The following is a 24,746-nucleotide window of genomic DNA, read 5'->3' as shown; positions in this document are numbered from 1 at the left end:
CTACCCTATCCGCCTCGCCAACTTGCCTGGCGGATCCCAGCGGGTTTGCTGGCTTTTTTTGATGAGCGCGGGGACAGGTCAGATATTGCCGACGTGATCGGCATGAAAGAATAATCAATCTAATCAATTATATCATGTCAAATGCGCATGTAATATCATCGAATCCCCTAGTCCGCTCCCCGTCGTTCTAACTCAACCCCTACCTGCAATCCGCCACCCAATTTGATGCGTTACTTTGCTGATGATCCAGTCACAGGCCTCCATTTCTGGCTGGAATCCCATGGTCTGGGCAGATCGTTTAGGGAACAATGTCGGGCGGCAGCCAGCCAAGGTGGGCTGAATTCAACCACGCCCTGCGCAGCTTTTGCCAAGCGGCTCGGATAGCTTGCAGGCGGTGAATCGTGGGGACCTGGGGGCATCACCTCCAGTTGATGGCTAGGATGGGCGAGCCCACGAAACGGGCAACGGCAGAAGCGCTGGGATGACAGGTTTCGACATGCCAATCATGGAAAGATTAAACCAGTTGCGCCAGCACATCGGTTCGACGACCCTTCTTCAAGATGGCTTGCACCATCCGTCGACTATCGTTGCGAAAACCCTCGGCATTGCCAGACTGAAGGTAAACCACGTTCTTTTTCTGTCGCGCCCACAGGGCCTGCAATTTTGTCGGATCTGACCCTTTGACTATGGCCCAGGCTTCTCCCAGCATGCGTGTACGGTAGAGGTGACATCGGGTGTAGATCGGGCCTCGTGGATGATGAAAATAAGGGGGCATGGATCCGTACCACTCTGCCCTCCCCTCCGCATCGATAGGCTGTAGATAGACAGGTGGTGGTAAATCCAACCAGCTTTGCTCGTAATAAGCCAGAATAGGTAGCTGTTCAGAGCAGTGGGTAAAAAAAGCACTGAGCCGGCCAGGTTCCGCTTTTTCGAACCCCCGGAAGAAGGCAATGGGATTGAGGAGTTGATCCAAAGAATCTGCCAACAACGAATATCGCTCTATTGCATCAGCAAGTGCCGCCAGGAAATGTGGGTGTGCCACTCCAAAATCTGCAGGGCTGGTATGATCAACCAACGTCGTCCGTCTTTTACGCAAACCTTCTAGCAGACAATCCAGCTCGGGTGCACCAAAAGCTTTACATGCTGCATTGACCAGGACGGGTTCGCCAGAGAGCAACCAGAGTATCCAGACCCTGGGTGGCAGGGACTGGGTCTGGGCCACCATCCACTCGCCGTAACCACATAACAACAGTAGCTCCAGCAACTGACAAATTTCCGCTCCGGCTTCTGGCCACGGGTAGCGAAGGAAGTCCTCCCAATGTGGATCAAACCAATAACTCATCGGATTGACGGGCGGGTCGGCTAATAACGCCAAAATTTCCTCTGGCTCAGCCTTGAAAAGACGTGACCGAACATGCCCTGGCAGGGATAGCTTGGGGTCATAAGCAAAATCCCGAAGGCTAGGTGTGGCAAGTTGGCGATGCTGATTTCTACTGTAAGGCCCAGCCTGTAGCTGCTCATACAGTTCAGGCCGACTGGACTGCACGTCCCCGAGGAACTGGTCTGTGTAGTTCACCCACTGTTGGTGCCCAAGATAGGTTTCTGCGCATTGCAAAGCCGCATTTCCCTCCAAAAAAGGTAGTGCCGCCTTAAGCAACTGAGGGCGGCGCCATGCTTCGGCCTGCAGCATGCGATACAGCGTTAAAGCAGGTTCGTGGCCACCCTTTGCAGCTTGTACAACAAGCAATTGCTCGCAGAATGTCAAAACAACACACCAGCGGGAAAACTGCGGGTCATGTTCTGACAGAAACGCATGAAATAAGGGAAATAGCTTGTTAGCCTCTTGCCACAGCGCTTCCAGTACACCGATATCGGGGAGATTGCCCAGACTGATATCGGTACGCCAGCCAGCGAACTTATAGTCAAACCCACTTAACGAATACGCCAGTGAATTGATGCGCTCGCGTACTTCAGGAGGAAGACCAATGAGAGATTGGCAGGGCCAAGGCAGGGAAGGTGTCATCACATTCATTCGCTCAGTGAATTGCAGCTGGAATACCGTTTTTACGGACGTTCAAATGATTCTATGGCCGATCGGGCGATAACACATTCAATCTGCGTGGCGTTTCAGATAGGGAGTAAACGGCAAAACCTGCATCAATCCTCAATTAAACACCATGTCGGCCGGAATCAGTTGCCTGAGAGCTTGCTCAAGGTCTGTGATGAGCGACCACCAGCAGGGTGAAGTGCAGCGCAAAAACTGGCGTGTAGGTGCGATACATGAGGACGTTGAGCAGCACATGAGCCCCGATCATGGTTGCGTAATAAGCCATTGAACAGATTCTAAGACCGGCAATGCAGGAGTAGTAATGATAGTAATCAAAGGATTGTTACATCTGGTATAAGAGCCGCTAAGTAGATCGCGTGATACGCGGTCTCCCCTTAACCACCCCTTGTTTCGACCAGTCGAGCAGATCCATCCGAGTGAAGCGCTTATTGACTCGGTCTGTTTCACGCAGGGTAACCAGCAGGCCATGAAGACAGCCTTTAACACGAAGGCCGGTCAAACCCATGCCAGCCCGTGAGCATTGCACCCATCGGCATCGAGCCCTGATCATCAATCAGCACGATCCGGTCTGCATCTCTGGCTTTGGTTGGATCTACTCGCCACCCGGTGGCTTATCCATGGACGGATGCATTGGCGGCGGCATCAGACTGCGCTGCTCGGGAGTCAGGCTATTGAAAAATTGCTCACGGGCTTGCCGCCGCTGTTTGAAATGCGATTTGATCTGTTCACGCTGTTCAGGCGTCAAACTCTCAAACAGTTCACGACGTTCCTCCGGTGACAGCTCGTGGCGGCGACGCATCCGCTCCCTTTGCTGATCCGACAGGCCCTGCTCCAGCCGTTCCCGCGCTTGACGGTCTTGCTGTTGCATGTCTTCAAATTGTTGGCGCTGGGGTGGAGTAAGGCTCTCGACCAGCCGCTTGCGGCGCTCCTTCCAGGCTGAGTCCGGCGGGGCCATGCCGGGGCGCTTCGGATAACCCCACAATTCCTGCTGCGGGCCTTGGCCTCGCCACCGCTCACGCAGACGGTCTGCTTCCTCAGGGGTAATTTTGCCATCCCGCAACGCCCGTTCCAAGCGGCGCTCGCGATGCTCGACATAAGGAGGCTCATCCCCTACTCGCAGCAATGCCGGGCGACCAGCTACCTGGTTGGCGCGCGATTGTGCCTGGGCAATGCCCATCAGCAGCAGACCCGTCATCCCCAGCAGCAGCCAACCGGCACGCAATGCTTGCGATAGCCGGAACAGGCGATTAGTCTTTACCCCGAACATCATCATCGTGTTTCTGCATATAAATATCGCGGCTCAATTTATTCAAATCGTGCCGCACCGCGACACGCTCGGCTTGGGTAAAACGACCATCAGCCCGATATTGACGCTCAGTCTGACGAATCTCCCGACGCTCCGAACGCAGCGATTGGACTTCATTGTGCGTCAGCGCCCCACTTCGCACGCCCTTGGCAATTCGCACATCCTGCTGGTACTGCCGCTCGTTGATCGATTCGGCCTGAACGGCTCCAAGCATACTGCACAACAACAGCCCAGCTACAGCAGATTGCAGATATTTCATCATTCACCTCCCTATTCCGTCAAAAGAATCCGACCTTGTCATCATCACCCAGGCTGATGATGCCGGATGATCTGGGTGACATTGTGTCGCCAGCTTGTAACGCAAATGTTTGACGGAGCAACCAGCTTGTAAAAATCCACGAGCAGAATCGACAATCCATACAGCTTTTAACAATTGCCCTCACAACGGCCGCGCCGCAAATTGCTACACTATCGGCATGAATACCACCAAGAAACGCATTCTGGTCATTGACGATGACCCCCGCCTGCGCGATCTGCTGTTGCGCTATCTGACTGAACAAGGCTTCGATGTCGATGCATATGCCGACACCAGCCAGCTGGACAAACGGTTGCAACGTAACCGGCCTCACCTGCTGGTGCTGGACCTGATGTTGCCTGGCGAAGACGGTCTTTCGGCATGCCGACGCCTGCGCGCCCAACACGATGCCTTACCAATCCTGATGTTGACTGCCAAAGGTGACGATATCGACCGGATCATCGGCCTGGAAATGGGGGCTGACGATTATCTGGCCAAACCATTCAATCCACGTGAACTGGTCGCACGCATTAATGCGGTACTACGTCGCCACGCTCAGACGCCTGCATTGGCTGCGGATTACAATGCAGAAGAGGTATACGAGTTCTCTGGTTTCGTTCTGGATGCAGGCTCGCGCAAGCTGACCCGGGATGGACAGGACATTGTGCTAACCCATGCCGAGTTCTCGATTCTCAAGGTGTTGGCCATGCACCCGCGTCATCCGCTATCACGTGAACGCCTGATGGAGCTGGCGCGTGGTAAGGAACACGAAGCATTCGACCGTTCCATTGATGTGCAGATTTCCCGGTTGCGCAAGCTGATCGAGGCCAACCCGGCCGAGCCCAAATTCATCCAGACAGTGTGGGGCTTTGGCTACGTCTTCGTACCAGATGGCGGACCGCGCTGATGCCACGATCGTTGTTCGGCCGGCTGGCGCTGATGCTGGTCGGACTGGTTGTAGCCAGTCAATTGTTCACGCTGGCATTGCTGAATTACAACTGGCGGCACCTGATGGCCGAACAGGTGTCGGAAGAGGTCATGGATGCCCTGGCCGACCTTGAATCTTCGCTGGCCAACATGACGCTCGATGAACGAGCACTATATCTTGATGCCTACAACCGCCCGTTCTCCATCAACCTGCTGCCCACGATTGCAGCCCGGCCACCAGCCGACAGCCACCCATTGCCAGGTGATCTGAATGCGTTGGTGGCGCGGCTGCGCACCGATGGGTTGGTCTTCAGTGACCAGCGCTATACTGTACAGCCCAAGCCACTACTATGGCTGCAGATCAGCATGCTGAACGAGCCGCATTGGCTGATCATCCCATTGGGACGCCCACAGCCCGGGCTGCGTACGACACTCAGTCTGGCGGTGGTCGGCTTCTCGGCACTGGCATTGATCGCCGCATTTTTCTTTGCCTGGTATCTCAACCGGCCATTGAAGCGGCTGATTTCCGCAGCCCGGCAATTGGCACTGGGCCAGCACCCTGCCCCACTACCTGAAGGTGGTATGCGTGAAACCCGCAGCCTTGCATTGACCTTCAACAGCATGACCACCGCATTGCAGCAAGCCGAAACCGATCGTCGTGTCATGCTGGCCGGGATCTCACATGATGTGCGTACCCCGCTGACCCGGCTGCGGCTGGGTGTGGAAATGATGAGTGACGATAGCCTGCGCGATGGCATGCTGACCGATATCGACGACATTGAGCGGATTGTGCGACAGTTTCGCGATTTTATTGCCGGCGAGCCTGAAGAGCCCGCCCAGCATTGCGATCTCAATGAACTGCTGCGAGAAACCCGTGACCGCTACCAACGGCAGGGACTGAGCCTGGCCACCGAACTGGCACCAGACGCGCCCTGGATCAAGGTACATCCGCTCGCAATCCAGCGTATGCTGACCAATCTGATCGATAACGCGCGGCTCTACGGGAGCCCACCTATCGAACTGAGTAGCCATGTTGAAGGAGGTCGGTTGATACTTCGCCTACGCGACCACGGTCCAGGTGTACCGGCCGAGTTGATCCCAACCCTGCTGCAACCGTTCACCCGGCTGGATCCGGCCCGCCGTGCAGATGGGGGCAGTGGTCTTGGATTGGCCATCGTCAAACGAATCGTCGAAGCTCATGGCGCCAACTTGAAAGTCAGCAATCATTCCGCCGGCGGCCTGTTAATTACTGTTGCCTTCCCGATTGCCCCATCCGCGCAAAACGCCTAGAATAACAATGCAATTTGCGCAAGGAGTCCTCAATGCCGCAAGCCAAGACATTCAAGTTCGCAGCCCCTGCTGCGACCGACCTGCCCGACGACTACAGTCGCCTTTCACAATTACTCTCAGTCGATGTGACAGATGAACTGAATCTGGCCGAACATATCAGTGCTGGCCTGCCTCTGGATGTAGTCAGTATGTTGACCAATGCAGGCATCAAGCGATCGGAGATCATCAGCCTAGTCGCCCCAGCCCGTACGTTGCAACACCGTCAAAGCAAGGGGGAACCGCTCAACCCGGAAGAAAGCGAGCGCGCCGTCAGACTGGCCAGAATCATTACCCAGGCTGAATCAGTGTTTGGCGATCGAACAGATGCCATCACCTGGTTACGCCGCTCACTGTTACGCTTTAATGGCAAATCGCCACTGGACATGCTGCGCACTGACGTTGGTTGCCGCCTGGTAGAAAATTACCTGATTGAAATCGATGAAGGCTACGCTGCCTGACGCCAGATGACCTCACCTCTGACACTGTGGCGTATCAGCAACTACGCTGATCTGGCCGGGAAGGGTGGCCTGATCGGACCTGCTCGCTGGCATAGCAAAGGCCGGCCGATCGTCTATTTGGCGACTTCGCCTGCCAGCGCGCTGCTGGAAACGCTAGTTCACCTGGAAGTCAACAGCCTTGCCGCCCTGCCTCGCAATTATCAGCTGCTGCAGGTCACCGTACCAGACCACGTCAGCATCGCCTCTCTGGATCAGGACATACTCACCGACGATTGGCGCGAACAAACTTTGCTTACCCGGAGTATCGGCGACCAATGGCTGCGTCAGGGTGCTTCGGCCTTGCTCTATGTCCCCAGCGCCATCGTACCGCACACACAGAATATGCTGATGAACCCGTTACACCCGGATACAAACCGCTGTGTAATCTTGTCCGCACAACGCTATCCGTTCGACAATCGATTGCTACCACCTGCCCCGCATGACACACGTTGATACCGTCTTTGAAACAGCTTTGCATGCAGCAAATCAGGCAGATCATGTTGGCTTGGCTCATCAACAATATATTCGCGACGCCGCTACCCGGCCCGAACATATGCTGCAGAACACGGCCTCGGCAGATGCGCTGATCATTGCTTTGGTACGCTATGTCAGCTGCTTTGGTTGCCCATTACCCAATCTGCCCACCTCCACACTCAATTGGATGGAGCGTGGCCATGAACGCTGGCTGGCCGAATTGGATCACGCCTGCGCGCAATCGGCATTGAACAATCTGATGGCATCTCCGGTCAGTCTCCATCGCTTGCAATGGATTGAACCGTTGCAAACCAGCCTGGCGGTACTGTTGCAACAAACATGAAAAAAGCCGACGGCAACGTCGGCTTTTTTTGCTTTTCTTTACGCTGCAGTGGTCAAGCCGCATGGGCCAAGCGTGGAAACACCCGCACCATGACAATACGCGGGCCTTTCATGCGTTTCACCACCACATCGAAATCATCAAATTCGATGCGGTCACCCTCTTTGGGCAAATCACCCAGACGCCACATCAACAGACCACCAACGGTGTCGACATCATCCTGGTCAATGTCCACGCCCAGTGCTCGCTCCAACGTAAAGATCGGCAGGCTGCCCTTACCAATCAACGAGCCGTCATCCAGTCGCGTCCATTCATTCTGAGTATGGCGAAACTCATCGCGAATCTCACCAACCTGTGCTGACAGCAGATTATCCAGTGTCACAAAGCCCAACGGCTCTCCATCCTGATACGTGACGACAGCGAAATGCGGCGCACCCTCGCGAAAACGACGGAACAGCTCCATCGCTGGCATACTGGGTGAAACAATTTGTGCTGGCCTCACCAAGTCATCCAGGTTGGCGGCCGCCCCCCCTTTGTTCAAGGCAAAGAACACATCCTTCAAATGCAACACCCCCATTACCTTGCCATCCTGGCCAATAAAGGGGTAGCGGCTATAACGAGTCTGCACCATCTTGTCCAGATTCGCTTCAAGCCCGTCTTCTGCACGCAACGCGACCATCTCACTGACCGGTCGCATCAGATCGGCAACATCCAGTTCCCGAAAATCCAGTGCTTGGGCCAATACCCGCCATTCCTCATTGGTAAATTGCTCCGTCTCTTCCGACCCTCGCAAAATCAGCTTCAGCTCGTCTGCCGAATAGTGGGTTTCATGTGAGGTGGTGCCATCCAGTTTGAACATTTTCAATATCCAGTTAGCGCTGGCATTCAGAGCCCAGATAGCAGGATACATGGCCCAATAGAAGCCATATAGCGGTACGGCCGTCCACAAGCCGATCAGTTCGGATCGACGAATGGCCATGGATTTTGGCGCCAGCTCGCCCACCACAATATGCAAATAGGAAATAATGAAGAACGCGATGAAGAAGGAAACACCGTGCACCAATTTCTCGTTGCCGATACCAACTGCCGTGAACAGTGGCTCCAGCAAGCGTGCAAAGGCAGGCTCACCCACCCAGCCCAAACCCAGCGAAGCCAGGGTGATGCCCAGTTGGCAAGCTGACAGGTAAGCATCCAGATTGGTATGTACTTTGGCAAGAATACGGCCACGGAAGCCATGCGCCTTGGCAATTGCCTTGACGCGTGTTTGCCGCAACTTGACCAGGCCGAATTCCGCTGCGACAAAAAATCCGTTCAATAACACCAGAACGAAGGCAAGAAAAAGTAAACTTATCTGACTACTCATATAAAGGGACGGCAACCGACCGGCTGTACCGGCTTGTCGAATCCTGCAGCCCCTGACGCTCCTTGGGTTGTTGGCAATCTCTATATCTTAGCCGATTCAATAAGGGGTGTCTTGCGCAATCCCCATGAACAATGCGGTCATACCCGACCGGCTGAGCTTCGAATGGTGTGATGATCAGCCCGATTCTTGATCATGTCGAGATCAACCGGGCCAGCAATGGCTTTCCGAGTTAAACTTCAAGCCATCACCCTGCCCAGTTGCCAATCATGGCTGAAGATAGCGATCAGGAACGGACGGAACCCGCCTCTGCGCGGCGATTGGAAGAAGCCCGTCAGAAAGGGAATATTGCCCGCTCACGCGAGTTGGCTACGTTTGCCGTCACCATGACGGGGGTAGCCTCCTTGGTGCTGATGGGCCCGCAGTTTATTGATTTTCTGCAAAAACTGGTACGTGATGGGCTGACCTTCGACCGCAAGCTGTTGCTTCATCCACATCACATGCTGGAGATGCTGTACAAGATGTGTGCTGATGCACTACTGGCGTTCTTTCCCTTCATGGCTGCCGTCACCATCGCTGCGATCGTGTCACCCTTGCTTTTGGGTGGATGGCTGCTGACGTTTGAAGCGCTGGAACCCAAATTCAGCAAGCTCAATCCGTTTTCCGGCCTGAAACGGATGTTTTCCGTCAGTGCACTGGTCGAAGGTGCTAAAGCCATCCTGAAATCACTCCTGATTGGTGGCGTGGCTGGCTGGGTAATCTGGCAGGAGCGCGGCGAGTTTCTTGCTTTGATCAGCGAATCCCCCTATTCCGGTTTCAGCCACACTGCGGCCCTGGTTTCCTTTACGCTGGAAGTCGTTGCCGGGTCGATGATCATCTTGGTGCTGATCGATGTCCCATTCCAGTTATGGAATTACCAGCGAAGCCTGCGCATGACCAAGGAGGACGTACGCCGGGAATCGAAAGAAGCCGAAGGCTCACCTGAGATCAAGGCACGCATCCGGTCACTGCAGCGCGAGGCTGCACGCAAGCGGATGATGCAGGAAGTCCCCAAGGCCGATGTGATCGTGACCAACCCAACACACTACGCGGTAGCCCTGAAATACCAAAGCAACACCATGCGCGCACCAACGGTTGTCGCCAAGGGGGCTCATCTACTGGCAGAACGCATCATCGAACTTGGAGAAGAAAACAGGGTAACCGTCATGCGCGCACCACCTTTCGCCCGGGCATTGTATTTTCACGCGGAATTGGGAGAAGAAATCCCCGCCAAGCTCTATACAGCAGCGGCCGAGGTACTGGCGTATGTCTATCAGTTACGGCATTACCGGCAATTTGGTGGCCAGCAACCTGGTCTGCCCGAGACACTGCCCGTGCCGCACGAGCTTGATCCAGAAGCCACCAGCGCGCCCCACAACACCTAAGCCTTCGAACCGGAAACGTGAAAAAAGCCGGGCTCAACCCGGCTTTTTGGGTACAGGGTACAGTGCATCAGTCGCGCGTCACCCGCAATACCTCTTCCAATGAGGTTTCACCCGCAAGGATCTTACGCACACCATCCTGTCGCAAAGTCAACATCCCTTTGTTCACCGCATAATCGCGAATCATTCCTTCTGATGTACCATCGTGGATATGACGTCGCATCAAGTCGTCCACAGTCAGCAGCTCATACAAGCCACTTCGGCCTTTGAAACCGTTGAAGTTACATGCCGGACAACCTACTGGTCGATAAATTGGTCCATCCCGTCCCAGCATTGCCCGCTCTGCTTCATCCGGATGGTGCTCACGCTTGCATTCCGGGCATAGATTTCGAGCCAGTCGTTGGGCCAATACACCAATCAGGCTGGATGCCAACAGAAATGGCTCAATCCCCATATCCACCAGGCGGGTCACCGCACTGGCCGCATCGTTGGTATGCAAGGTGGCTAACACCAAGTGCCCCGTCAATGAGGCCTGTACGGCAATTTGGGCTGTTTCCAGATCGCGGATTTCACCAATCATGATCACGTCTGGGTCTTGCCGCAAAATCGAACGCAAGGCCCGCGCAAAATTCATCTCAATGCGCGAATTGACCTGAGTTTGCCCCACGCCATCCAGGTCATATTCGATCGGGTCTTCCACCGTCATGATGTTGGTGGTCTTGGCATCCATCTGCCCCAACGCTGCATACAATGTCGTGGTCTTACCGGAACCGGTTGGGCCCGTGACCAGAATGATGCCATGCGGCTGAGCAATCAGCTCCCGTAATTGATTGAGTGTTGCCGGGCTCATGCCCAGGCGGGCCAAATCCATTTTGCCCGCAGACTTGTCCAGCAAACGCAACACAACCCGCTCACCATGCCCTGTCGGCAACGTCGAGACCCGCACATCGACAGGCCGGCCTGCAATGCGCAGGGTAATGCGGCCATCCTGCGGCAACCGTTTTTCGGAGATATCCAGATTGGCCATCACCTTGATACGCGACACCAACGCAGCATGCAAGGCCCGCTTGGGTTCGATAACATCAACCAATTTGCCATCAATGCGAAACCGCACCACCGAGCGCGTCTCAAACGGTTCGATGTGGATATCCGATGCATACTCACGCAATGCCTGCGTCAACACAGCATTGATCAAGCGAATGATCGGCGCATCGTCTTCCGCTTCCAGCAAATCCTCGATTTCCGGCAGCTCTTGCGCCAGACGCGACAGGTCGTAGTCCTGCTCAACATCCTCCACCACACTGGCCGCCTGGCTATCGCCACGCGAATACACCGCAGCTAGGCGCTGTTCGAATTCCTCAGGTGGATACAGACTGACCGCCAACGGCCTGAGCAATACACGACGGACTTCAGACAAGGTCAATGGATCAATATCATCCCGTGCCCAAATCTGGATCTTGCCTTCCTGCTCACCGGCATCGATCACGCCCTTGTTCTTGGCGAAATGATAAGGAATGCGATGTTCCATGCCTTAATTCTTCTCGCTCGTGGTCGGCTCGATGGCAACAGCCGGATTCTCTGTAGTTTTGCCTGCAACCGCCTCTGGCTTGCTTACCGCGTCGGGTTTGGCAGCGGCTTCCAACTTGGCCTTAGGCACAATTGGGGTCAATTCAGGTGCCACAATGGTGGGCGGATTATGCAATACAAAAGAATCCGGCAATTTGAACTGACGCTGCTGATCGCGAATGTATTCGTAACGGTCACTGGAAAGAACATTGGTGGCTGCACCATCTTTCAAGACAACTGGACGCAGGAACACCATCAGATTGGTTTTGGTGGAGCTACGGCTTTCGTACTTGAACAGATTGCCGATGATCGGAATATCGCCCAGCAATGGCACCTTGCTGATACCGCTATTCACTTTGTTCTCGATCAAACCACCCAATACGATGATCTGTCCATCGTCAACCAGCACTTTGGACTCGATGGTCCGCTTCTTGGTGATCAAGTCTTCACTCTTGATCTGACTATCGTCCACACTTGATACTTCCTGGTAGACCGTCATGGTGATACCGCCCCCTTCGGAGATTTGCGGCTTCACTTTCAGCGTAATACCAATGTCCTTGCGTTCAAAGGTGGTAAACGGGTTGGTGGTGGTTCCCGTTTGCGGTTGACTGGTGGTCTTGAATGGTACGTTCTGGCCTACCAGAATCTTGGCTTCCTCGTTATCCAGGGTCAGCAGGTTCGGTGTCGACAGTACATTACCAGCCTTGTTGTCTTCCAAGGCACGGGCCAGCATACCCAGGTTAATGAACTCCTTACCGCCAATGGTGATCGTCCCTTTTGCAACCCCCACACTCAAACCCGTGCTGGCAGAAAGCGGGTTCTGCAACACATTCAGAATGTTCTTGCCGCCTTCACCAAAATTTGTACCGCCAAAGCCACGATAGCTAGGGGCGTTACTTTGCAAACCATCTGCAGTCAACCACTGGAAGCCAAATTCCGAGGTATCCCCAGCATTCACCTCAGCGATCAACGCCTCCAGATAAACCTGGGCGCGACGCACGTCAAGCTTATCGATAACTGCCCGGAGATTACGATAGACATAATCCGGCGCGGTAATGATCAATGAATTGGTTGCCGCATCAGCCTGAATCATCCCGCCTTGCGCAGCAGAGGACGTGCCACCAGCACTGCTGCCACCAAGCGAGACTGGCGACACCGACGTACCTGGCAAGCCAGACGGCGTTGGCATGTTACTGGTTGGCGGGCTCGACGAACTCGCGGCAGCCGAGGTATCGCCTGTGATGATGGAGCGCAGCGTCTGCGCCAATTTGACGGCATCAGCGTTCTTCAAATACACCACGTTGATATTGCTGCCACTTTGGGCGGGTTGATCCAGCATGTCCACCAAGCGCCGTACATTTTGTGCAGTCGACGATGTTTCGCTACGAATCAACAGGCTATTCGAACGCGGGTCGGCAATCACGGAGCTGCGTTTCACCCCTTCTGCACCCATGCCCGGCACCATCGGCTGACCAGGCACCCCGCTGGTACCCAGTTCCGGCATCAACCGCGCCAAAGTGGTAGCCACATCCAGCGCAGAGCTGTGCTTGAGCGGAATGGCAAAGAATTCGGCAGTCGATGGTTGATCAATCGAGGCCACAATACGATTGATCCGCTTGACGTTCTCTGCATAGTCAGTGATAACCAGCGTATTGGCATTATTGTACGCCGCAATCATATTATTGGGTGTGATCAACGGCCGCAGAATCGGCACCAGCTGAGCCGCAGACTCAAACTTCAACGGATAGACCTGAGTGATGATCTTATCGCCGGATACGTTCAGGCTTTTGTCTGCTGTCACACTGAAATGCTGTTTGGCGTCAGCTTCCGGCACAATCTTCACCGTCCCTGTGGATTCGACAGCAGCAAAACCTTGCAGGCGCAATGAAGATAACAGGATGGGGTAAACCAGATCCTTGGAAACCGGGGTCGATGAAACGATATTGATCGTACCCTTCACTCTCGGATCAAGTACAAAATTCTTGCCGGAAATCAGGCCCACGGCCTTGATGGTCGATTCGATGTCGGCGTTGACGAAATTGAGCATCACCTTGTTGTCGTCCGCAGCAAAAGTAAGGGACGAAACGAACAACGAGGCTGCAAGCAAAACGGGTAACGTTTTTCTGATCATGATCGACCTTATGGTTGCAGGGTGTAATCAAGCATGGTCGGTCGACCATCGCGCATGACTTCCAACTGCACTTTGTTTTTCTGGGTAAATTCGTTGTAAACCAGCGCAATATCGCCAGGCCGGCTTAATTGCGCACCATTGATTCGGCGCAGCACATCACCATCACGCAGCTCAAGCGCGCTGATCAGGGCTTGAGCACTACCGCCAGTGATGCGAATGCCCCCCGCAGGGTCGGGTCGCAATCCGGTCGCCCATTCTGCGACATTACCCGACTGCAAAGCATTAACCAACGCCGCACGTGGCACAGTCAATACCATGGCATTGCCTTCAGCACCTGGCGGGGTCTCATTTGGGCCCATGCCAGGTGGAATGCCATCCTGCATCGCACCAACTGGCGTAACACCATCAATCACCAATGCAGGCTTTGCATCAAGATCAATCCGCTCACGGCGGCCATTGTTCTGTACCACAACGTGATCTGACGCCACCTCCAGAAGCTTGACGCCCGGCTGGATCTCGTCACCCACCGTCACCGCCACTTCTTTGGCACCTACGCCTGAGAAAGTTGCAGCTGGCACCTGATTAGCCGTCCCGGTAATTACACCGCGTAACTTATAAGGTAGATTGCTGGGTACGATCTGGCCATTATCGGCTACCCCTTGGGTACGGCCAAACAACCCCGCCACCAGGTTCAAATCCAGTATGGGGACTGGATTCTGCGGCATGGGTACAGCAGTGGATTTGGCACCCGGCACTGCAGTCGGCTTGGGCGCCACAAAACGCCATGTCACGCTGGCCGCAAGCCAGGCAATCAGGGCAATCAATAATACATTTAGCAGTTTGAGTGGGATCTGCGTGTGTCGCATCAGGGTATGCCGGCTGAGCCGGTCAATTATGTGGAGCCAGTCCTGTTAGAGGATACAGGCGAAATAGGGTTCAACGGGGGATTATACGAAACCCGCTTCATTATGTGCACTGAATACGCCATTTCACATATAAATCACCACCACACCATCCTCAACCAATCATTCCATTTGAATCCACGTATGGTGCAGCAAAGGCCATCTCAAGCGCCAAGCTCGGTCAAGTATAACGGAAGCATGTTTCAGCATCTAATTTCAAATTCAGACAGCTGGGCTGCCAACAGTGTTATTTACTCTGCTACTGATTGACACATTACTCGCGACACCTTTCCCAGAAAACGCGTTTCACTACATTCCATTCAAGTGTCAAGGCCACGCCCTTCTCTTGCTTGCCGCCCTAAATCGAAGCGGCAACAATTGTTCCAGCCACCAGTACAATTTGCTCAATCATGAAATATACATACCACCGCATTCAAGTTATTCATTTTTTTGAATCGAGCATTGGTGCGCCCTGGCGGTCCATCTCAAGGCCATGTGCCCGATCGAAAGTTTTTTGTAAAAGGGTGTTGACCCCTCCAATAAAGCATGATTAAATGCGCCCCTCTTCGACGCAACGGGCGCTTAGCTCAGTTGGTAGAGCGTCTGCCTTACAAGCAGAATGTCGGCGGTTCGACTCCGTCAGCGCCCACCAAACATTGCGTCAAGAACCGCTGCGGAGCGGTAGTTCAGTTGGTTAGAATACCGGCCTGTCACGCCGGGGGTCGCGGGTTCGAGTCCCGTCCGCTCCGCCAGCAACAATCCTGTTTTAGCATGAAATCCCGTGCACAGTAACAACGTGTAATGGGCGCTTAGCTCAGTTGGTAGAGCGTCTGCCTTACAAGCAGAATGTCGGCGGTTCGACTCCGTCAGCGCCCACCAGATCGATTTCATGTCATACCGCTGCGGAGCGGTAGTTCAGTTGGTTAGAATACCGGCCTGTCACGCCGGGGGTCGCGGGTTCGAGTCCCGTCCGCTCCGCCAGCAACAATCCTGTTTTAGCATGAAATCCCGTGCACAGTAACAACGTGTAATGGGCGCTTAGCTCAGTTGGTAGAGCGTCTGCCTTACAAGCAGAATGTCGGCGGTTCGACTCCGTCAGCGCCCACCAGATCGATTTCATGTCATACCGCTGCGGAGCGGTAGTTCAGTTGGTTAGAATACCGGCCTGTCACGCCGGGGGTCGCGGGTTCGAGTCCCGTCCGCTCCGCCAAATCCTCATACTGCCTCCCTATATTTCCTCTTGGATCATTCAAACGACCCAATGCTTACCTAAATATCAGAGGTATGCTTTTTGATGACAGATTGCTGGCCCGCATCGACTATCCTCGGCCAGGAAAATCAATCTGTAATTTGCCTGGCGTGACAAACATGGTCGTCTGGCTTCGGAATGGGTTGATCGGCGGCAGACCATTCGACACTTCGGCCAGTTCAATATACTCCACCACCAGCTTGTCTTTCAGAAAAGTCATTACCGTATATCCCCTGACACCTGTTTTGACGTATTGCAACCAAGTCGAATTCTGTTCAGCCATCATCTGATCGATCGTACTGGCTGTCTTCAACAGGCCGGACAAGCTGACGTTTTCTGTTGATGCCATGTCGGCAATCCGCTCCAACAAGGAAGGTGCCGACATACCAGCGGTTGCAAAATCCAGCATGACCGGGTTCCGAGCCTGACGATAATCGCCCCATACCTCGCCCGCCATGAAGGCGCCAGGGGCGGACAGAGAAATCACATTCTGTATTTGCTGATCCCGTATAAAGCCAACCAACTCACGTCGCTCTGCATCATAGCCATCCCATTGGTCTGCACTCAGCAAATAAGACTGCTGGAATAAGGAATCAACCGACTGCTGGCCCGCCAGATTCAGCGACATCTTCAACAGGCTACTTTCACCACCCAGCACTTTCCAACGCGCAGTACTGTGACGCAACGTTTCCTTGACCCAGGCTTTCTGCTCCATCCCAAGTAACGTTTGCCCAACCGGCTCACTGTTCTGCATGACACTGGACACCACCATATGACGCGCACCCAATGCACCGGTTTGATTACCTGGCAAATGGGGCAGATCTTCGCGAATTGCATGATCCGACCGAGCCAGACGCTGCTCGGTCAATAACAAATGCAGCAACGTGCCCCAATGAAAATCCCGATAGAGCCGGATCTGCTGGAATCCAGCCGCACCAGCGGTATAGTGCAGGTCATTCCAATCAACTGGCAGATTCTCCAACCAGGCCAATGTAGCCATTTGTCGGCGTTGAGTTTGCTGCTCGTTGGCGCTAGTTATACCTTCATGATCCTGCCAGGCATCTGGCGCAAACTCCTGATCACCCCACACTGGCAATAGCGTGTATCGCGCAAACAGGGCCTGCAGACGAGCATCTGCACGATAGGTACGATACAGATAGCGAAAATCATCCAATGAGCTGGCCAGCTTTCCTTTATCTTTAATCGTCAATCCGTTCGGCAGACTGAGTGGCCGATGTGTCGACTCAACAGTCAGTTTGCTGGCTTCAGGTGGCACCAATGCACTCAGACCATCCCCCAGCAGCACCAGGAAATCAATATCCGACTCGCCGTCAGTCAAAATACTGGCACCTTGCCAATGGTTATAACTCCAATCCAAACCACTGATAAAGGCCAATTTGAGCTTGTTGAGGTCAGCATCAGCCGCCGGCAATGTTCGCGCACGCCCAGTCGGCGACACATCGCGATCCGCCACAAAGCAGAAATAATAGGTCTGATCTGCCTCCAGACCCGTGATCTTGACTCGTACCGTGCCATCCAGATCCAGCTTGGCGATTACGTCATAAAATTGAATCAAGCGAAAATCGGCTGTTTTTGACAGCGCCAGCTTCATAGGCACGTCACCCACCACGCCATCTGCACGCAACGCACGCGTCCAAAACACGGCCGAATCGGCTTTCGGGTCACCGGATGCAATCGACTGTGGAAATTTATACACACCAGCACCAGGGCGGTTTGGCGCTGAGCCATTTTGCGCGGCTTGCTGAATATGTTTGGTTAAATCGAAATCATCCGGGGAATCGCCACCACTGACGGAAGATTGGCACCCGGTCAAACCAGCCGCTGCCGAAATTACCGTCAAACTCCCCGCCAGCTTCATGAACTGTCGTCTATCCATCTTGCCACCCTCTCCTGATGCGCCGGTTCACCCAGCTGCGTTTATCGGGGCTAACAGTCTACCGGCCAGTTCGCCCTGCTTCGGTCATGCCGATACGCATTAATAACACAAATACAAAATCAGGGAAAACCCTAGCCCCCATTTCACTCCAACTCAACGTCGCCAGACCATACGATGCAATGCCGAATCAGCAGCAAACCCATGAACCAGACACGAAAAAGCCCGCGATCAACGCGGGCTTTTTCATCCAGTCATCTGTAATCAGCCAACGACAACCGCCGCCGTATCTTTTGTCACCGTCAATCGTGTTGCGTATTGAACAGTCTGCAGAGGCAGTTTGCCATCACTCAAACGGCCGACCTTCTTGAACAAAGTTGTCAAATTGTCTGGCGTCACCGTTACTACCGCATAGCCTTGCGCGTCGGTATCGGCATGAGTAACCCAGGGATTGAAAGCCTTGAGATAGAAATCGAAGGTATTTACATCTCCCTTGTAGATCAAATCACGCAGCGGTGCGAAAGTAGGATTGGAATCAACCACTGACTTGAAATAGGACTGGAATGAATTGCTCGATACCCCGGCAGTAACCAGATCCACCATGACGGGGGTCGGGGTAGCCGCATCATAGTCATCCATGACACTACCTGCGAAGAATGCATGAATATCACCCGTGATTGCCACCACATTCTTCACGCCATTGGTCTTCAGGAAGCCCATCATATCCTTGCGCTCTGCATTGAAGCCATCCCACTGATCTGCATTCAGGATATAGTTGTTCTTGAAAGCATCAGGCACGGCCAGCCCCAACTGCGCTACCGTAGCTAGATTGACCTGCATGCGCAGCAATGACACTTCATTCGCCCATACCTTCCAGGTAGCAGTCGACATGGCCATCTTCTGCTTCCACCAACCGCGTTGCAGCTCACCCAACACCGAGGTTGCAGCCAATGGGAAAGGGCCGCCCGGCAAGCCGGCAGTCTGTGCCGTTGCCGCTGCGATCTTTTGCGCCTCGGCACCAACCAGGTCAGTCTGCTTCACAAAATAGCGGCTACCCACCTCACCCAATGGAGACAAGGTTTCCGGAATCACGTGGTCGGTACGGAACAAGCGTTGATCGGTCACAATCAAGTGCATCAGCTTACCGAACTGCAAATCACGGAAATTGCTGATCTGCTTGGAAAAATCAGGCTGACTAGCATCAAAACTGACATCAGCAGGCATAAACTCGTACCAAGCCTGGGTCGCAGACTTGCGGCGATCTGTTTGTTGCGGATTGTCCGTGGTATAAGTCTGATGATCACCCCAGCAATCATCACTGAACTCATGGTCATCCCAGATTGCGACAATCGGGAATTTGGCATGCAATGCCTGCAACCGTACATCAGTACGATAGCTCTTGTATAGATAACGATAATCCGCCAGAGTTGTTGCGTAGTGGCCCTTACCGGATTTGGTGACCGTACCATTTGGCAGGGTCAATGCACCATGAGCGCCCTCTACCCCGCCTGTCTGGAAAGCCTCACCGACTGTTTCATAGATGTAATCACCGAGATGAACAACAAAGTCGATGTCTTCCTTCACCAACTCGTCAAATGCAGCCCAATGGTTGACCGTCCAATCCTGACAGGAAATGAAGGCAAATTTCAGACTGGACAGGTCCGCATCTACAGCCGGTGCAGTTTTGGTACGACCAGTGATGGATACATCTTCACCTGCGACAAACCGATAGTAATAGGTAGTTGCTGGCTCCAGCCCCGTCACTTTGTGGCGAATAGTGTTATCCCACCCTGCCTGGGCCACCAGCGCAAAATCAACGATCAAGCTGGCAAAATCTGCTGCTTTGGATACCTGTACCTTGAAGTTGATATCCGCTGCCGAGCCATCATTCCGCGTGACTCGCGTCCATAGAATGATGCTGCCAGACTTGGGATCTCCTGACGCCACCCCTTGCGGGAAGCTGTATACCTTGCCGGTGCCCGGTGCGGGCGAGTCGCCGCCGCCATCGCTACCGCAACCAACCAGCCCTGTGGTTGCGACAGACACGGTGAGAAAACCACCCAATTTCAAAAACGCGCGACGATCCATTATTACAGTCTCCTCTTGTTGGTAAACGTCGTTAACCGGCAAATATTAACAAAAAGGCACGTAAGCTACGCCGTTTTTGTTACATTTTGTTCAATGTTCGCCCAAAAACGAACCGCTTATCACCCGGGCCGCGGCTCACGATTGAATCCATAACCAATTGGAAGATCATGTTTTTCACCCCACATCAGCGGCAATTTGCAATCCCCCAGATCCATCAGCAACTTCCCTGCCCGCCCACTCTCCGCCAACCAGTCCAGCAATACCGTCTCAGTGACGGGCCGGTCCATTTCATCCACCAGGCATTCTGACAAGGCCAGCAAATCCTGCTCATCTACCAAACCGAGGCCCAGTTCGGTGATCAGGTATAGGGCACCTTCCTCGTCCATCAGCGCCATTGCAGGCCGAACCGGTAAACCGGTATGACTGATGAAATGCCACCCATCCCCACCCTGCAACCGATAAATCCATGGGGTGGCCACCAGGCTGACGAATACCTGCTGCGGTCCATTCTGAAAATAATAGTCGCCCGCAGGCGACTGCACATAGTTCCGGCCGATGAAGGCACACATGGCATCATTGCGTATCTGCTCATCGCGCACCCACCATCGACCGCGCCGATCCAGTCTTAGCCAGCCATACACTGCCGGCACATTCGGCCACTTGGCCATGGCCTTGATGACCTGCTCATCCATGTATCGCTATCAATCCACGATAAATAATGTTGCGCCCACATCGGTATACGATCGATGAGGTTCGGCGAGATCCGCCACCTGGTAACTCATGTCGGGTTGCAAAACAAATACACGGCCGTTGGCAAATTCGGCGTGCAGCTCACCATTGAAACAAAGCAGGATATGCCCCTTGCTACACCCATGATCTGCCTTGTAACCCGGCGAATAAGTCACCATTCGCCCCCGCACTTCGCCAAACTGGCAAGTACACCAGCTTGCCCCTCCGATCTCACCCGCATGCACTGTTGGCTCAATTTCCTGCCATTGCGTAATCCCAAACGGGACATCTTGAATTTGCATCGCGCCCCCTCAGCCTGATTGATTCAGGACATGCAACGGCGGCGTACGCAGAAGTCGCAACATGCCCGGCAAACCGGCCAACATCACGGCCAATGCTCCGCCGCCAATTCCAAGTACCGGCAGCAGTGGGTTGAATTGGTAAGGCAGATTCAGCAACTGCGTACTCACGACCCATCCCAGCACGCCACTTGCCAGCACGGCCACCGCACCGGCCATTGCACCGATACTGGCAAACTCGGCCAAGGTGGTATGCATCAGTTGCCGACGACTCCCCCCCAATGTACGCAAAATCGCATTGTCGAACCGACGCTCATCCTGCGTGGCAGCCAAAGCGGCATGCAGCACCACAAGGCCTGCAGCCAGCGTAAACAGGAAAACAAACTGAACCGCCCCGGCCACCTTCTCGATAATGCCGCGGACTTCGCGCAATACCGAACCGACATCAATCACCGTCATGTTAGGAAAGCCACGTACGAGATCATTCACTACCACCTGCCCTCCTTCCGGCAGATGAAAACTGGTGATGAAGCTGGTTGGCTGTTTGGCCAACATGGCAGGCGTTGCCACCACAAAAAAGTTCACATTGAACGAATCCCAGTTGACCTTGCGAAGGCTGGTCACCGGTGCGGTATAACGCACCCCGGCAATATCAAATGTCAGACGATCACCCAGCTTGATCCCCAATGTCTCTGCCAAGCCCTCTTCAACACTGAATTGTGGCTTGGTGTCTCCTGGAGTCCAGAATTTGCCGGCCACGATCTGGTTATCTACTTGTGGCTTATCAGCCCAGGACAGATTGAACTCGCGTTCTGCCAGATTACGGGCATTTTCTTCCTGATACTGATCACCCTTCACCTGCTGCTCATTCTTGCTGACCCAGCGCCCACGGATCATCGGATAGCTGGCTGGCATCACCATCTGCTTAGCGCTGAAGAACTGATTCAGCGCATCACGTTGATCAGGCTGAATATTGATGACGAAACGATTAGGCGCATTGGGCGGAACCGATTGTTGCCAGGACTGCAGCAGATCACCGCGCACCAGGGTAAGCGTCAGTAAAGCCATCAAACCCAGTGACAACGCCACAATCTGCACCACTGATAACCCTTTTCGGCGATACAGATTAGCCACACCAAATCGCCAGGTGATCCCCGCGCGCCGATTGAAACGGCGCAATAGCCACATCAGCCCCCATCCAGCCCCAGCAGCCACTGCAATACCGGCGGTAAAGCCAGACAGCACATAGGCAGCCAGCTTGGGTTCATTTACTTGCCAGATCAGCAACAAAATCAACATTGCCGCGCCCGCCACATACATGGCACGGCTCCCCACATCACCTGCCACTTCGCGCCTCAGCACCCGCAATGTGGATGCACGCTTCAATTGCATCAGCGGTGGTATGGCAAAGCCAAACAACAACAAGGTACCCAGCAGCCAGCCCTGTACACCCGGCAACCAATGGGCGGCTGGCAGTGCACGATCCACCAGCCCTGCCAGGGTATCCACCAGCACATGCTGCGCAACGAATCCCACGCCCACCCCTACAACACCGGCCAACAAGGCCAGGCAGGTGAACTGCCACATGAACAACTGAAAAATCGTGGGCTGACTGGCCCCCAAGCAACGCATCATGGCCACCGGGTTAAGGTGCCGCTCAACATAACGTCGGGTTGCCAATCCAATTGCCACGCCAGCCAGCGCTACACTGGACAAAGCCGCCAACCCGAGGAATCGCTGCGCACGCTCCAACGCACTGCGCACCTCGGGCCGCGCATCCTGTACCGTTTCCAACCGCTGACCACGACCAATCTTGGGTTTGACAAAGACACGGAATGCTTCCACCTGCTTGGCTTGCCCTGCCGCCAGCAAGCGGTACCTGACCCGACTACCCGTCTGAATCAACTGGGTCGTAGCCAAGTCAGCTTGATTGATAATGACCCGCGGCATGAAATTGAATACATCGATGGCCGCATCTGGCTCACGTTCGATACGCGCATCAATTCGGAACGTCGCCTCACCCAGTTGTACGGTATCGCCCACCTTGGCATTCAATCGCAATAGCAGGCGCTCATCTGCCCACAATGTACCAAGCGGTGGAATACCCTTGGCCTGTCGGACGGCGGAAGCTTCACCCAGCAATAACCGTCCTCGCAGCGGATAGCCCGCTGTCACCGCCTTGATCGAAGCAATCTGCGCCCCATCACCTGCCAGTACCATGCTTGGAAAAGTGGTGGTATGCACCAGCGTCAGCCCCAGAGAATGCGCATGCTGCTGCCAATCCAAAGCGATCGGCTTGTCGGCATTCACGACCAGATCCGCACCAAGCAGGTCATTTGCCTGTTCATTCAGTGCCCGTTGTACTCGCTCGGTAAAAAAGCCCACACTAGTCATGGCTGCTACTGCAATCACCAATGCAAGCAGCAGGACATTCAATTCACCAGCCCGCATATCCCGACGCAACATGCGCATGGCCAATCTGATTTTCTGCCAAGTGTTCATGCGGCATCGTCCTGATCAATTCGGCCTGCAGCAATCCGCACGTGGCGATGGCAACGCGCCGCCAGCTGGGAATCATGTGTAACCAAGACCAGTGTCGTACCTTGTGCTCGATTCAGCTCGAACAACAATTCGACAATCTGTTGCCCTGTGGCGGTATCCAGATTGCCTGTCGGCTCATCCGCAAACAACAACTGCGGATTACCGGCAAAAGCCCTCGCCAATGCTACCCGCTGCTGTTCACCGCCCGACAGCTGTTTGGGATAGTGTGATAGCCGAGCGCCCAGACCGACTTTCTGCAGCCATTCAGTGGCAGATCGCTCCGCATCCGGCTTGGCTGCCAGCTCCAGCGGTAACATCACGTTTTCCAGCGCTGTCAGGGCCGGCAGCAATTGGAAGGACTGAAACACGAAGCCAACCAGATTACCACGCACACGAGCCCGCCCATCTTCATTCAACGTCGTCAGATTGGCACCACCCAGCCAAACTTCACCCTCTGAGGGAACATCCAGCCCCGCCAGCAAACCAAGCAGAGTGGACTTACCAGAACCGGATGCACCCACAATCGCCAGCGTCTCACCTTTGGCGACGGTCAGATCCACACCATGCAGAATGGTCAGGAGTGTATCCCCCATTGGCACTTGCTTGACCAACCGGGTCGCCTTCACAATCGGTACATCGCCAGTGGTCGAATCTTTTGAGGAAGCAACATTCATGTCGCGTTTCATGCGTTTACTCGTTCTATGGTTATGGCCAGTAATGGCACAAGCGGCACCGGTAATCATGGTGTTCGGTGACAGTTTATCTGCGGGCTATGGCCTGCCGCAAAATCAGGGTTGGGTACATTTATTGAGTGCCAAACTGACACCAGCCTATCAGGTCGTCAATGCCAGTGTCAGCGGCGAGACCACATCAGGCGGCCTGTCGCGACTGGATTCAGCATTACAGCAACACAAGCCCACCATTGTCATCTTGGAACTCGGTGCCAATGATGGCTTACGCGGCCTACCTTTAAAGCATAGCAAGGCAAACCTTGGCGCCATGATTGAAAAATCAAAGGCCAGCAAAGCCAAAGTACTACTGGTTGGCATGCAACTACCACCCAACTTTGGCAAGCCTTATACACAACGCTTTGCCGACATGTACTCGGAACTGGCACAGGCACACAAAGTTCCGTTGATTCCATTTCTATTGGAAGGGTTTGCAGATAAACCGGAATGGTTTCAAAACGACATGATTCACCCAACGGCAGCAGCCCAGCCATTCATTGTCGATCGGGTACAAAAAGCATTGAAGAACTTCAAGCCTTAAGCAGCCACCCAATGCTGCAGGGCGCCCTATCGCGCCCTGTCGAGAGCAGCATGCGGGTTGA

21 protein-coding genes and 6 tRNA genes are annotated in these 24,746 nt (G+C 54.2%); 13 read left to right on the top strand and 14 right to left on the bottom strand.

All coding sequences use genetic code 11. The features are described 5' to 3' along the window. Positions 1 to 514: 514 nt before the first annotated feature. The 4 genes from FFS57_RS15260 to FFS57_RS15250 all read right to left on the bottom strand — a co-directional run bounded on the left by FFS57_RS15260 (position 515) and on the right by FFS57_RS15250 (position 3,636). The gene (locus tag FFS57_RS15260) at positions 515 to 2,023 is read right to left on the bottom strand and encodes a hypothetical protein (RefSeq protein ID WP_137938669.1); all 1,509 of its coding nucleotides are present in this window, start codon (positions 2,021 to 2,023) and stop codon (positions 515 to 517) included. Between the two features lie 187 nt (positions 2,024 to 2,210). Next, the gene (locus FFS57_RS26115; protein ID WP_283204915.1) at positions 2,211 to 2,333 is read right to left on the bottom strand and encodes a hypothetical protein; all 123 of its coding nucleotides are present in this window, start codon (positions 2,331 to 2,333) and stop codon (positions 2,211 to 2,213) included. Between the two features lie 327 nt (positions 2,334 to 2,660). Beyond that, positions 2,661 to 3,341, bottom strand: coding sequence for a Spy/CpxP family protein refolding chaperone (locus tag FFS57_RS15255; RefSeq protein WP_137938668.1), 681 nt, complete (start codon positions 3,339 to 3,341; stop codon positions 2,661 to 2,663). After that, complete coding sequence (locus tag FFS57_RS15250; RefSeq protein ID WP_137938667.1) at positions 3,316 to 3,636, bottom strand: hypothetical protein; 321 nt, start codon at positions 3,634 to 3,636, stop codon at positions 3,316 to 3,318. Before FFS57_RS15250 ends, FFS57_RS15255 begins: the two co-directional genes overlap by 26 nt. A gap of 214 nt (positions 3,637 to 3,850) precedes the next feature. Here FFS57_RS15250 and ompR point away from each other — a divergent pair, with 214 nt between their 5' ends. The 5 genes from ompR to FFS57_RS15225 are packed head-to-tail and all read left to right on the top strand — an operon-like array spanning position 3,851 to position 7,239. Then, entirely contained in the window at positions 3,851 to 4,576 is a 726-nt protein-coding gene (gene ompR, locus FFS57_RS15245) for an osmolarity response regulator transcription factor OmpR (protein ID WP_137938666.1), read from the top strand. Then, on the top strand, positions 4,576 to 5,886 hold the full coding sequence (locus tag FFS57_RS15240) for an ATP-binding protein (RefSeq protein WP_137938665.1): 1,311 nt from the start codon (positions 4,576 to 4,578) through the stop codon (positions 5,884 to 5,886). Before ompR ends, FFS57_RS15240 begins: the two co-directional genes overlap by 1 nt. A gap of 32 nt (positions 5,887 to 5,918) precedes the next feature. After that, positions 5,919 to 6,383, top strand: a complete 465-nt coding sequence (locus FFS57_RS15235) for an Xre family toxin-antitoxin system antitoxin (protein WP_137938664.1) — start codon at positions 5,919 to 5,921, stop codon at positions 6,381 to 6,383. A gap of 6 nt (positions 6,384 to 6,389) precedes the next feature. Further along, positions 6,390 to 6,875 carry an RES family NAD+ phosphorylase gene (locus FFS57_RS15230; protein ID WP_137938663.1) on the top strand — a complete coding sequence of 162 codons (486 nt, stop codon included), beginning with the start codon at positions 6,390 to 6,392 and terminating at the stop codon, positions 6,873 to 6,875. Next, the gene (locus tag FFS57_RS15225; protein ID WP_137938662.1) at positions 6,862 to 7,239 is read left to right on the top strand and encodes a hypothetical protein; all 378 of its coding nucleotides are present in this window, start codon (positions 6,862 to 6,864) and stop codon (positions 7,237 to 7,239) included. The genes FFS57_RS15230 and FFS57_RS15225 overlap by 14 nt, the downstream gene beginning before the upstream one ends. A gap of 52 nt (positions 7,240 to 7,291) precedes the next feature. On the opposite strand, the gene FFS57_RS15220 is transcribed toward FFS57_RS15225, so the two are convergent. Next, a complete protein-coding gene (locus tag FFS57_RS15220) occupies positions 7,292 to 8,599 on the bottom strand; it encodes a hemolysin family protein (protein ID WP_137938661.1) in 1,308 nt (435 codons plus the stop codon). A gap of 266 nt (positions 8,600 to 8,865) precedes the next feature. Between FFS57_RS15220 and flhB the strand changes: the two genes are divergently transcribed. After that, the gene (gene flhB / locus FFS57_RS15215) at positions 8,866 to 10,020 is read left to right on the top strand and encodes a flagellar biosynthesis protein FlhB (protein WP_137938660.1); all 1,155 of its coding nucleotides are present in this window, start codon (positions 8,866 to 8,868) and stop codon (positions 10,018 to 10,020) included. A gap of 67 nt (positions 10,021 to 10,087) precedes the next feature. On the opposite strand, the gene gspE is transcribed toward flhB, so the two are convergent. The 3 genes from gspE to FFS57_RS15200 are packed head-to-tail and all read right to left on the bottom strand — an operon-like array spanning position 10,088 to position 14,580. Further along, positions 10,088 to 11,545 (bottom strand): type II secretion system ATPase GspE, encoded by a 1,458-nt coding sequence (gene gspE / locus FFS57_RS15210; RefSeq protein ID WP_137938659.1) that lies wholly within the window; start codon positions 11,543 to 11,545, stop codon positions 10,088 to 10,090. A 3-nt stretch (positions 11,546 to 11,548) separates the two neighbouring features. Further along, a complete protein-coding gene (gspD, locus tag FFS57_RS15205) occupies positions 11,549 to 13,714 on the bottom strand; it encodes a type II secretion system secretin GspD (protein WP_137938658.1) in 2,166 nt (721 codons plus the stop codon). A gap of 8 nt (positions 13,715 to 13,722) precedes the next feature. Beyond that, positions 13,723 to 14,580 (bottom strand): type II secretion system protein N, encoded by an 858-nt coding sequence (locus FFS57_RS15200; protein ID WP_137938657.1) that lies wholly within the window; start codon positions 14,578 to 14,580, stop codon positions 13,723 to 13,725. A 612-nt stretch (positions 14,581 to 15,192) separates the two neighbouring features. Here FFS57_RS15200 and FFS57_RS15195 point away from each other — a divergent pair. The 6 genes from FFS57_RS15195 to FFS57_RS15170 all read left to right on the top strand — a co-directional run bounded on the left by FFS57_RS15195 (position 15,193) and on the right by FFS57_RS15170 (position 15,826). Then, positions 15,193 to 15,268 (top strand) — tRNA-Val (locus tag FFS57_RS15195). A 23-nt stretch (positions 15,269 to 15,291) separates the two neighbouring features. Beyond that, positions 15,292 to 15,368 (top strand) — tRNA-Asp (locus FFS57_RS15190). Positions 15,369 to 15,419: 51 nt separating this feature from the next. Next, positions 15,420 to 15,495: transfer RNA gene (locus FFS57_RS15185), tRNA-Val, on the top strand. Positions 15,496 to 15,520: 25 nt separating this feature from the next. Continuing rightward, positions 15,521 to 15,597: transfer RNA gene (locus FFS57_RS15180), tRNA-Asp, on the top strand. A 51-nt stretch (positions 15,598 to 15,648) separates the two neighbouring features. Next, positions 15,649 to 15,724: transfer RNA gene (locus FFS57_RS15175), tRNA-Val, on the top strand. 25 nt (positions 15,725 to 15,749) lie between these two features. Then, positions 15,750 to 15,826, top strand: a tRNA-Asp gene (locus FFS57_RS15170). Positions 15,827 to 15,935: 109 nt separating this feature from the next. Here the strand turns inward: FFS57_RS15170 and FFS57_RS15165 are convergent. From FFS57_RS15165 to FFS57_RS15140, 6 genes are all read right to left on the bottom strand, one after another. Continuing rightward, a complete protein-coding gene (locus tag FFS57_RS15165) occupies positions 15,936 to 17,762 on the bottom strand; it encodes an alkaline phosphatase D family protein (protein ID WP_137938656.1) in 1,827 nt (608 codons plus the stop codon). A gap of 261 nt (positions 17,763 to 18,023) precedes the next feature. Then, positions 18,024 to 19,847, bottom strand: a complete 1,824-nt coding sequence (locus FFS57_RS15160; protein WP_137938655.1) for an alkaline phosphatase D family protein — start codon at positions 19,845 to 19,847, stop codon at positions 18,024 to 18,026. 119 nt (positions 19,848 to 19,966) lie between these two features. Beyond that, positions 19,967 to 20,539: a DUF2946 family protein gene (locus FFS57_RS15155; RefSeq protein WP_137938654.1), complete on the bottom strand. Its 573-nt coding sequence runs from the start codon at positions 20,537 to 20,539 to the stop codon at positions 19,967 to 19,969. A 9-nt stretch (positions 20,540 to 20,548) separates the two neighbouring features. Continuing rightward, positions 20,549 to 20,878 carry a DHCW motif cupin fold protein gene (locus FFS57_RS15150; protein WP_137938653.1) on the bottom strand — a complete coding sequence of 110 codons (330 nt, stop codon included), beginning with the start codon at positions 20,876 to 20,878 and terminating at the stop codon, positions 20,549 to 20,551. A 9-nt stretch (positions 20,879 to 20,887) separates the two neighbouring features. Continuing rightward, a complete protein-coding gene (locus FFS57_RS15145) occupies positions 20,888 to 23,377 on the bottom strand; it encodes an ABC transporter permease (protein ID WP_137938652.1) in 2,490 nt (829 codons plus the stop codon). Then, entirely contained in the window at positions 23,374 to 24,102 is a 729-nt protein-coding gene (locus FFS57_RS15140; RefSeq protein ID WP_171013978.1) for an ABC transporter ATP-binding protein, read from the bottom strand. Before FFS57_RS15140 ends, FFS57_RS15145 begins: the two co-directional genes overlap by 4 nt. Between FFS57_RS15140 and FFS57_RS15135 the strand changes: the two genes are divergently transcribed. Further along, a complete protein-coding gene (locus FFS57_RS15135) occupies positions 24,089 to 24,685 on the top strand; it encodes an arylesterase (RefSeq protein ID WP_137938651.1) in 597 nt (198 codons plus the stop codon). The genes FFS57_RS15140 and FFS57_RS15135 overlap by 14 nt on opposite strands. Positions 24,686 to 24,746 lie beyond the last annotated feature (61 nt).

This window comes from Chitinivorax sp. B, from assembly GCF_005503445.1.
In the GTDB taxonomy this organism is placed as follows: Bacteria; Pseudomonadota; Gammaproteobacteria; order Burkholderiales; family SCOH01; genus Chitinivorax.
The sequence above is the reverse complement of the archived record's forward strand: the minus strand, read 5'-3'. Positions and strand labels throughout refer to the sequence as shown.

Bases quoted from the DNA above. Each gene is read 5' to 3' on its own strand.
- FFS57_RS26115 (WP_283204915.1), bottom strand. From the start codon at position 2,333: ATGGCTTATTACGCAACCATGATCGGGGCTCATGTGCTGCTCAACGTC.
- FFS57_RS15165 (WP_137938656.1), bottom strand. From the start codon at position 17,762: ATGGATAGACGACAGTTCATGAAGCTGGCGGGGAGTTTGACGGTAATT.
- flhB (WP_137938660.1), top strand. From the start codon at position 8,866: ATGGCTGAAGATAGCGATCAGGAACGGACGGAACCCGCCTCTGCGCGG.
- FFS57_RS15250 (WP_137938667.1), bottom strand. From the start codon at position 3,636: ATGATGAAATATCTGCAATCTGCTGTAGCTGGGCTGTTGTTGTGCAGT.
- ompR (WP_137938666.1), top strand. From the start codon at position 3,851: ATGAATACCACCAAGAAACGCATTCTGGTCATTGACGATGACCCCCGC.
- FFS57_RS15220 (WP_137938661.1), bottom strand. From the start codon at position 8,599: ATGAGTAGTCAGATAAGTTTACTTTTTCTTGCCTTCGTTCTGGTGTTA.
- FFS57_RS15225 (WP_137938662.1), top strand. From the start codon at position 6,862: ATGACACACGTTGATACCGTCTTTGAAACAGCTTTGCATGCAGCAAAT.
- FFS57_RS15150 (WP_137938653.1), bottom strand. From the start codon at position 20,878: ATGCAAATTCAAGATGTCCCGTTTGGGATTACGCAATGGCAGGAAATT.
- FFS57_RS15200 (WP_137938657.1), bottom strand. From the start codon at position 14,580: ATGCGACACACGCAGATCCCACTCAAACTGCTAAATGTATTATTGATT.
- FFS57_RS15145 (WP_137938652.1), bottom strand. From the start codon at position 23,377: ATGAACACTTGGCAGAAAATCAGATTGGCCATGCGCATGTTGCGTCGG.
- FFS57_RS15260 (WP_137938669.1), bottom strand. From the start codon at position 2,023: ATGACACCTTCCCTGCCTTGGCCCTGCCAATCTCTCATTGGTCTTCCT.
- gspD (WP_137938658.1), bottom strand. From the start codon at position 13,714: ATGATCAGAAAAACGTTACCCGTTTTGCTTGCAGCCTCGTTGTTCGTT.
- FFS57_RS15235 (WP_137938664.1), top strand. From the start codon at position 5,919: ATGCCGCAAGCCAAGACATTCAAGTTCGCAGCCCCTGCTGCGACCGAC.
- FFS57_RS15255 (WP_137938668.1), bottom strand. From the start codon at position 3,341: ATGATGATGTTCGGGGTAAAGACTAATCGCCTGTTCCGGCTATCGCAA.
- FFS57_RS15160 (WP_137938655.1), bottom strand. From the start codon at position 19,847: ATGGATCGTCGCGCGTTTTTGAAATTGGGTGGTTTTCTCACCGTGTCT.
- FFS57_RS15140 (WP_171013978.1), bottom strand. From the start codon at position 24,102: ATGAAACGCGACATGAATGTTGCTTCCTCAAAAGATTCGACCACTGGC.
- FFS57_RS15135 (WP_137938651.1), top strand. From the start codon at position 24,089: ATGTCGCGTTTCATGCGTTTACTCGTTCTATGGTTATGGCCAGTAATG.
- FFS57_RS15155 (WP_137938654.1), bottom strand. From the start codon at position 20,539: ATGGATGAGCAGGTCATCAAGGCCATGGCCAAGTGGCCGAATGTGCCG.
- FFS57_RS15230 (WP_137938663.1), top strand. From the start codon at position 6,390: ATGACCTCACCTCTGACACTGTGGCGTATCAGCAACTACGCTGATCTG.
- gspE (WP_137938659.1), bottom strand. From the start codon at position 11,545: ATGGAACATCGCATTCCTTATCATTTCGCCAAGAACAAGGGCGTGATC.
- FFS57_RS15240 (WP_137938665.1), top strand. From the start codon at position 4,576: ATGCCACGATCGTTGTTCGGCCGGCTGGCGCTGATGCTGGTCGGACTG.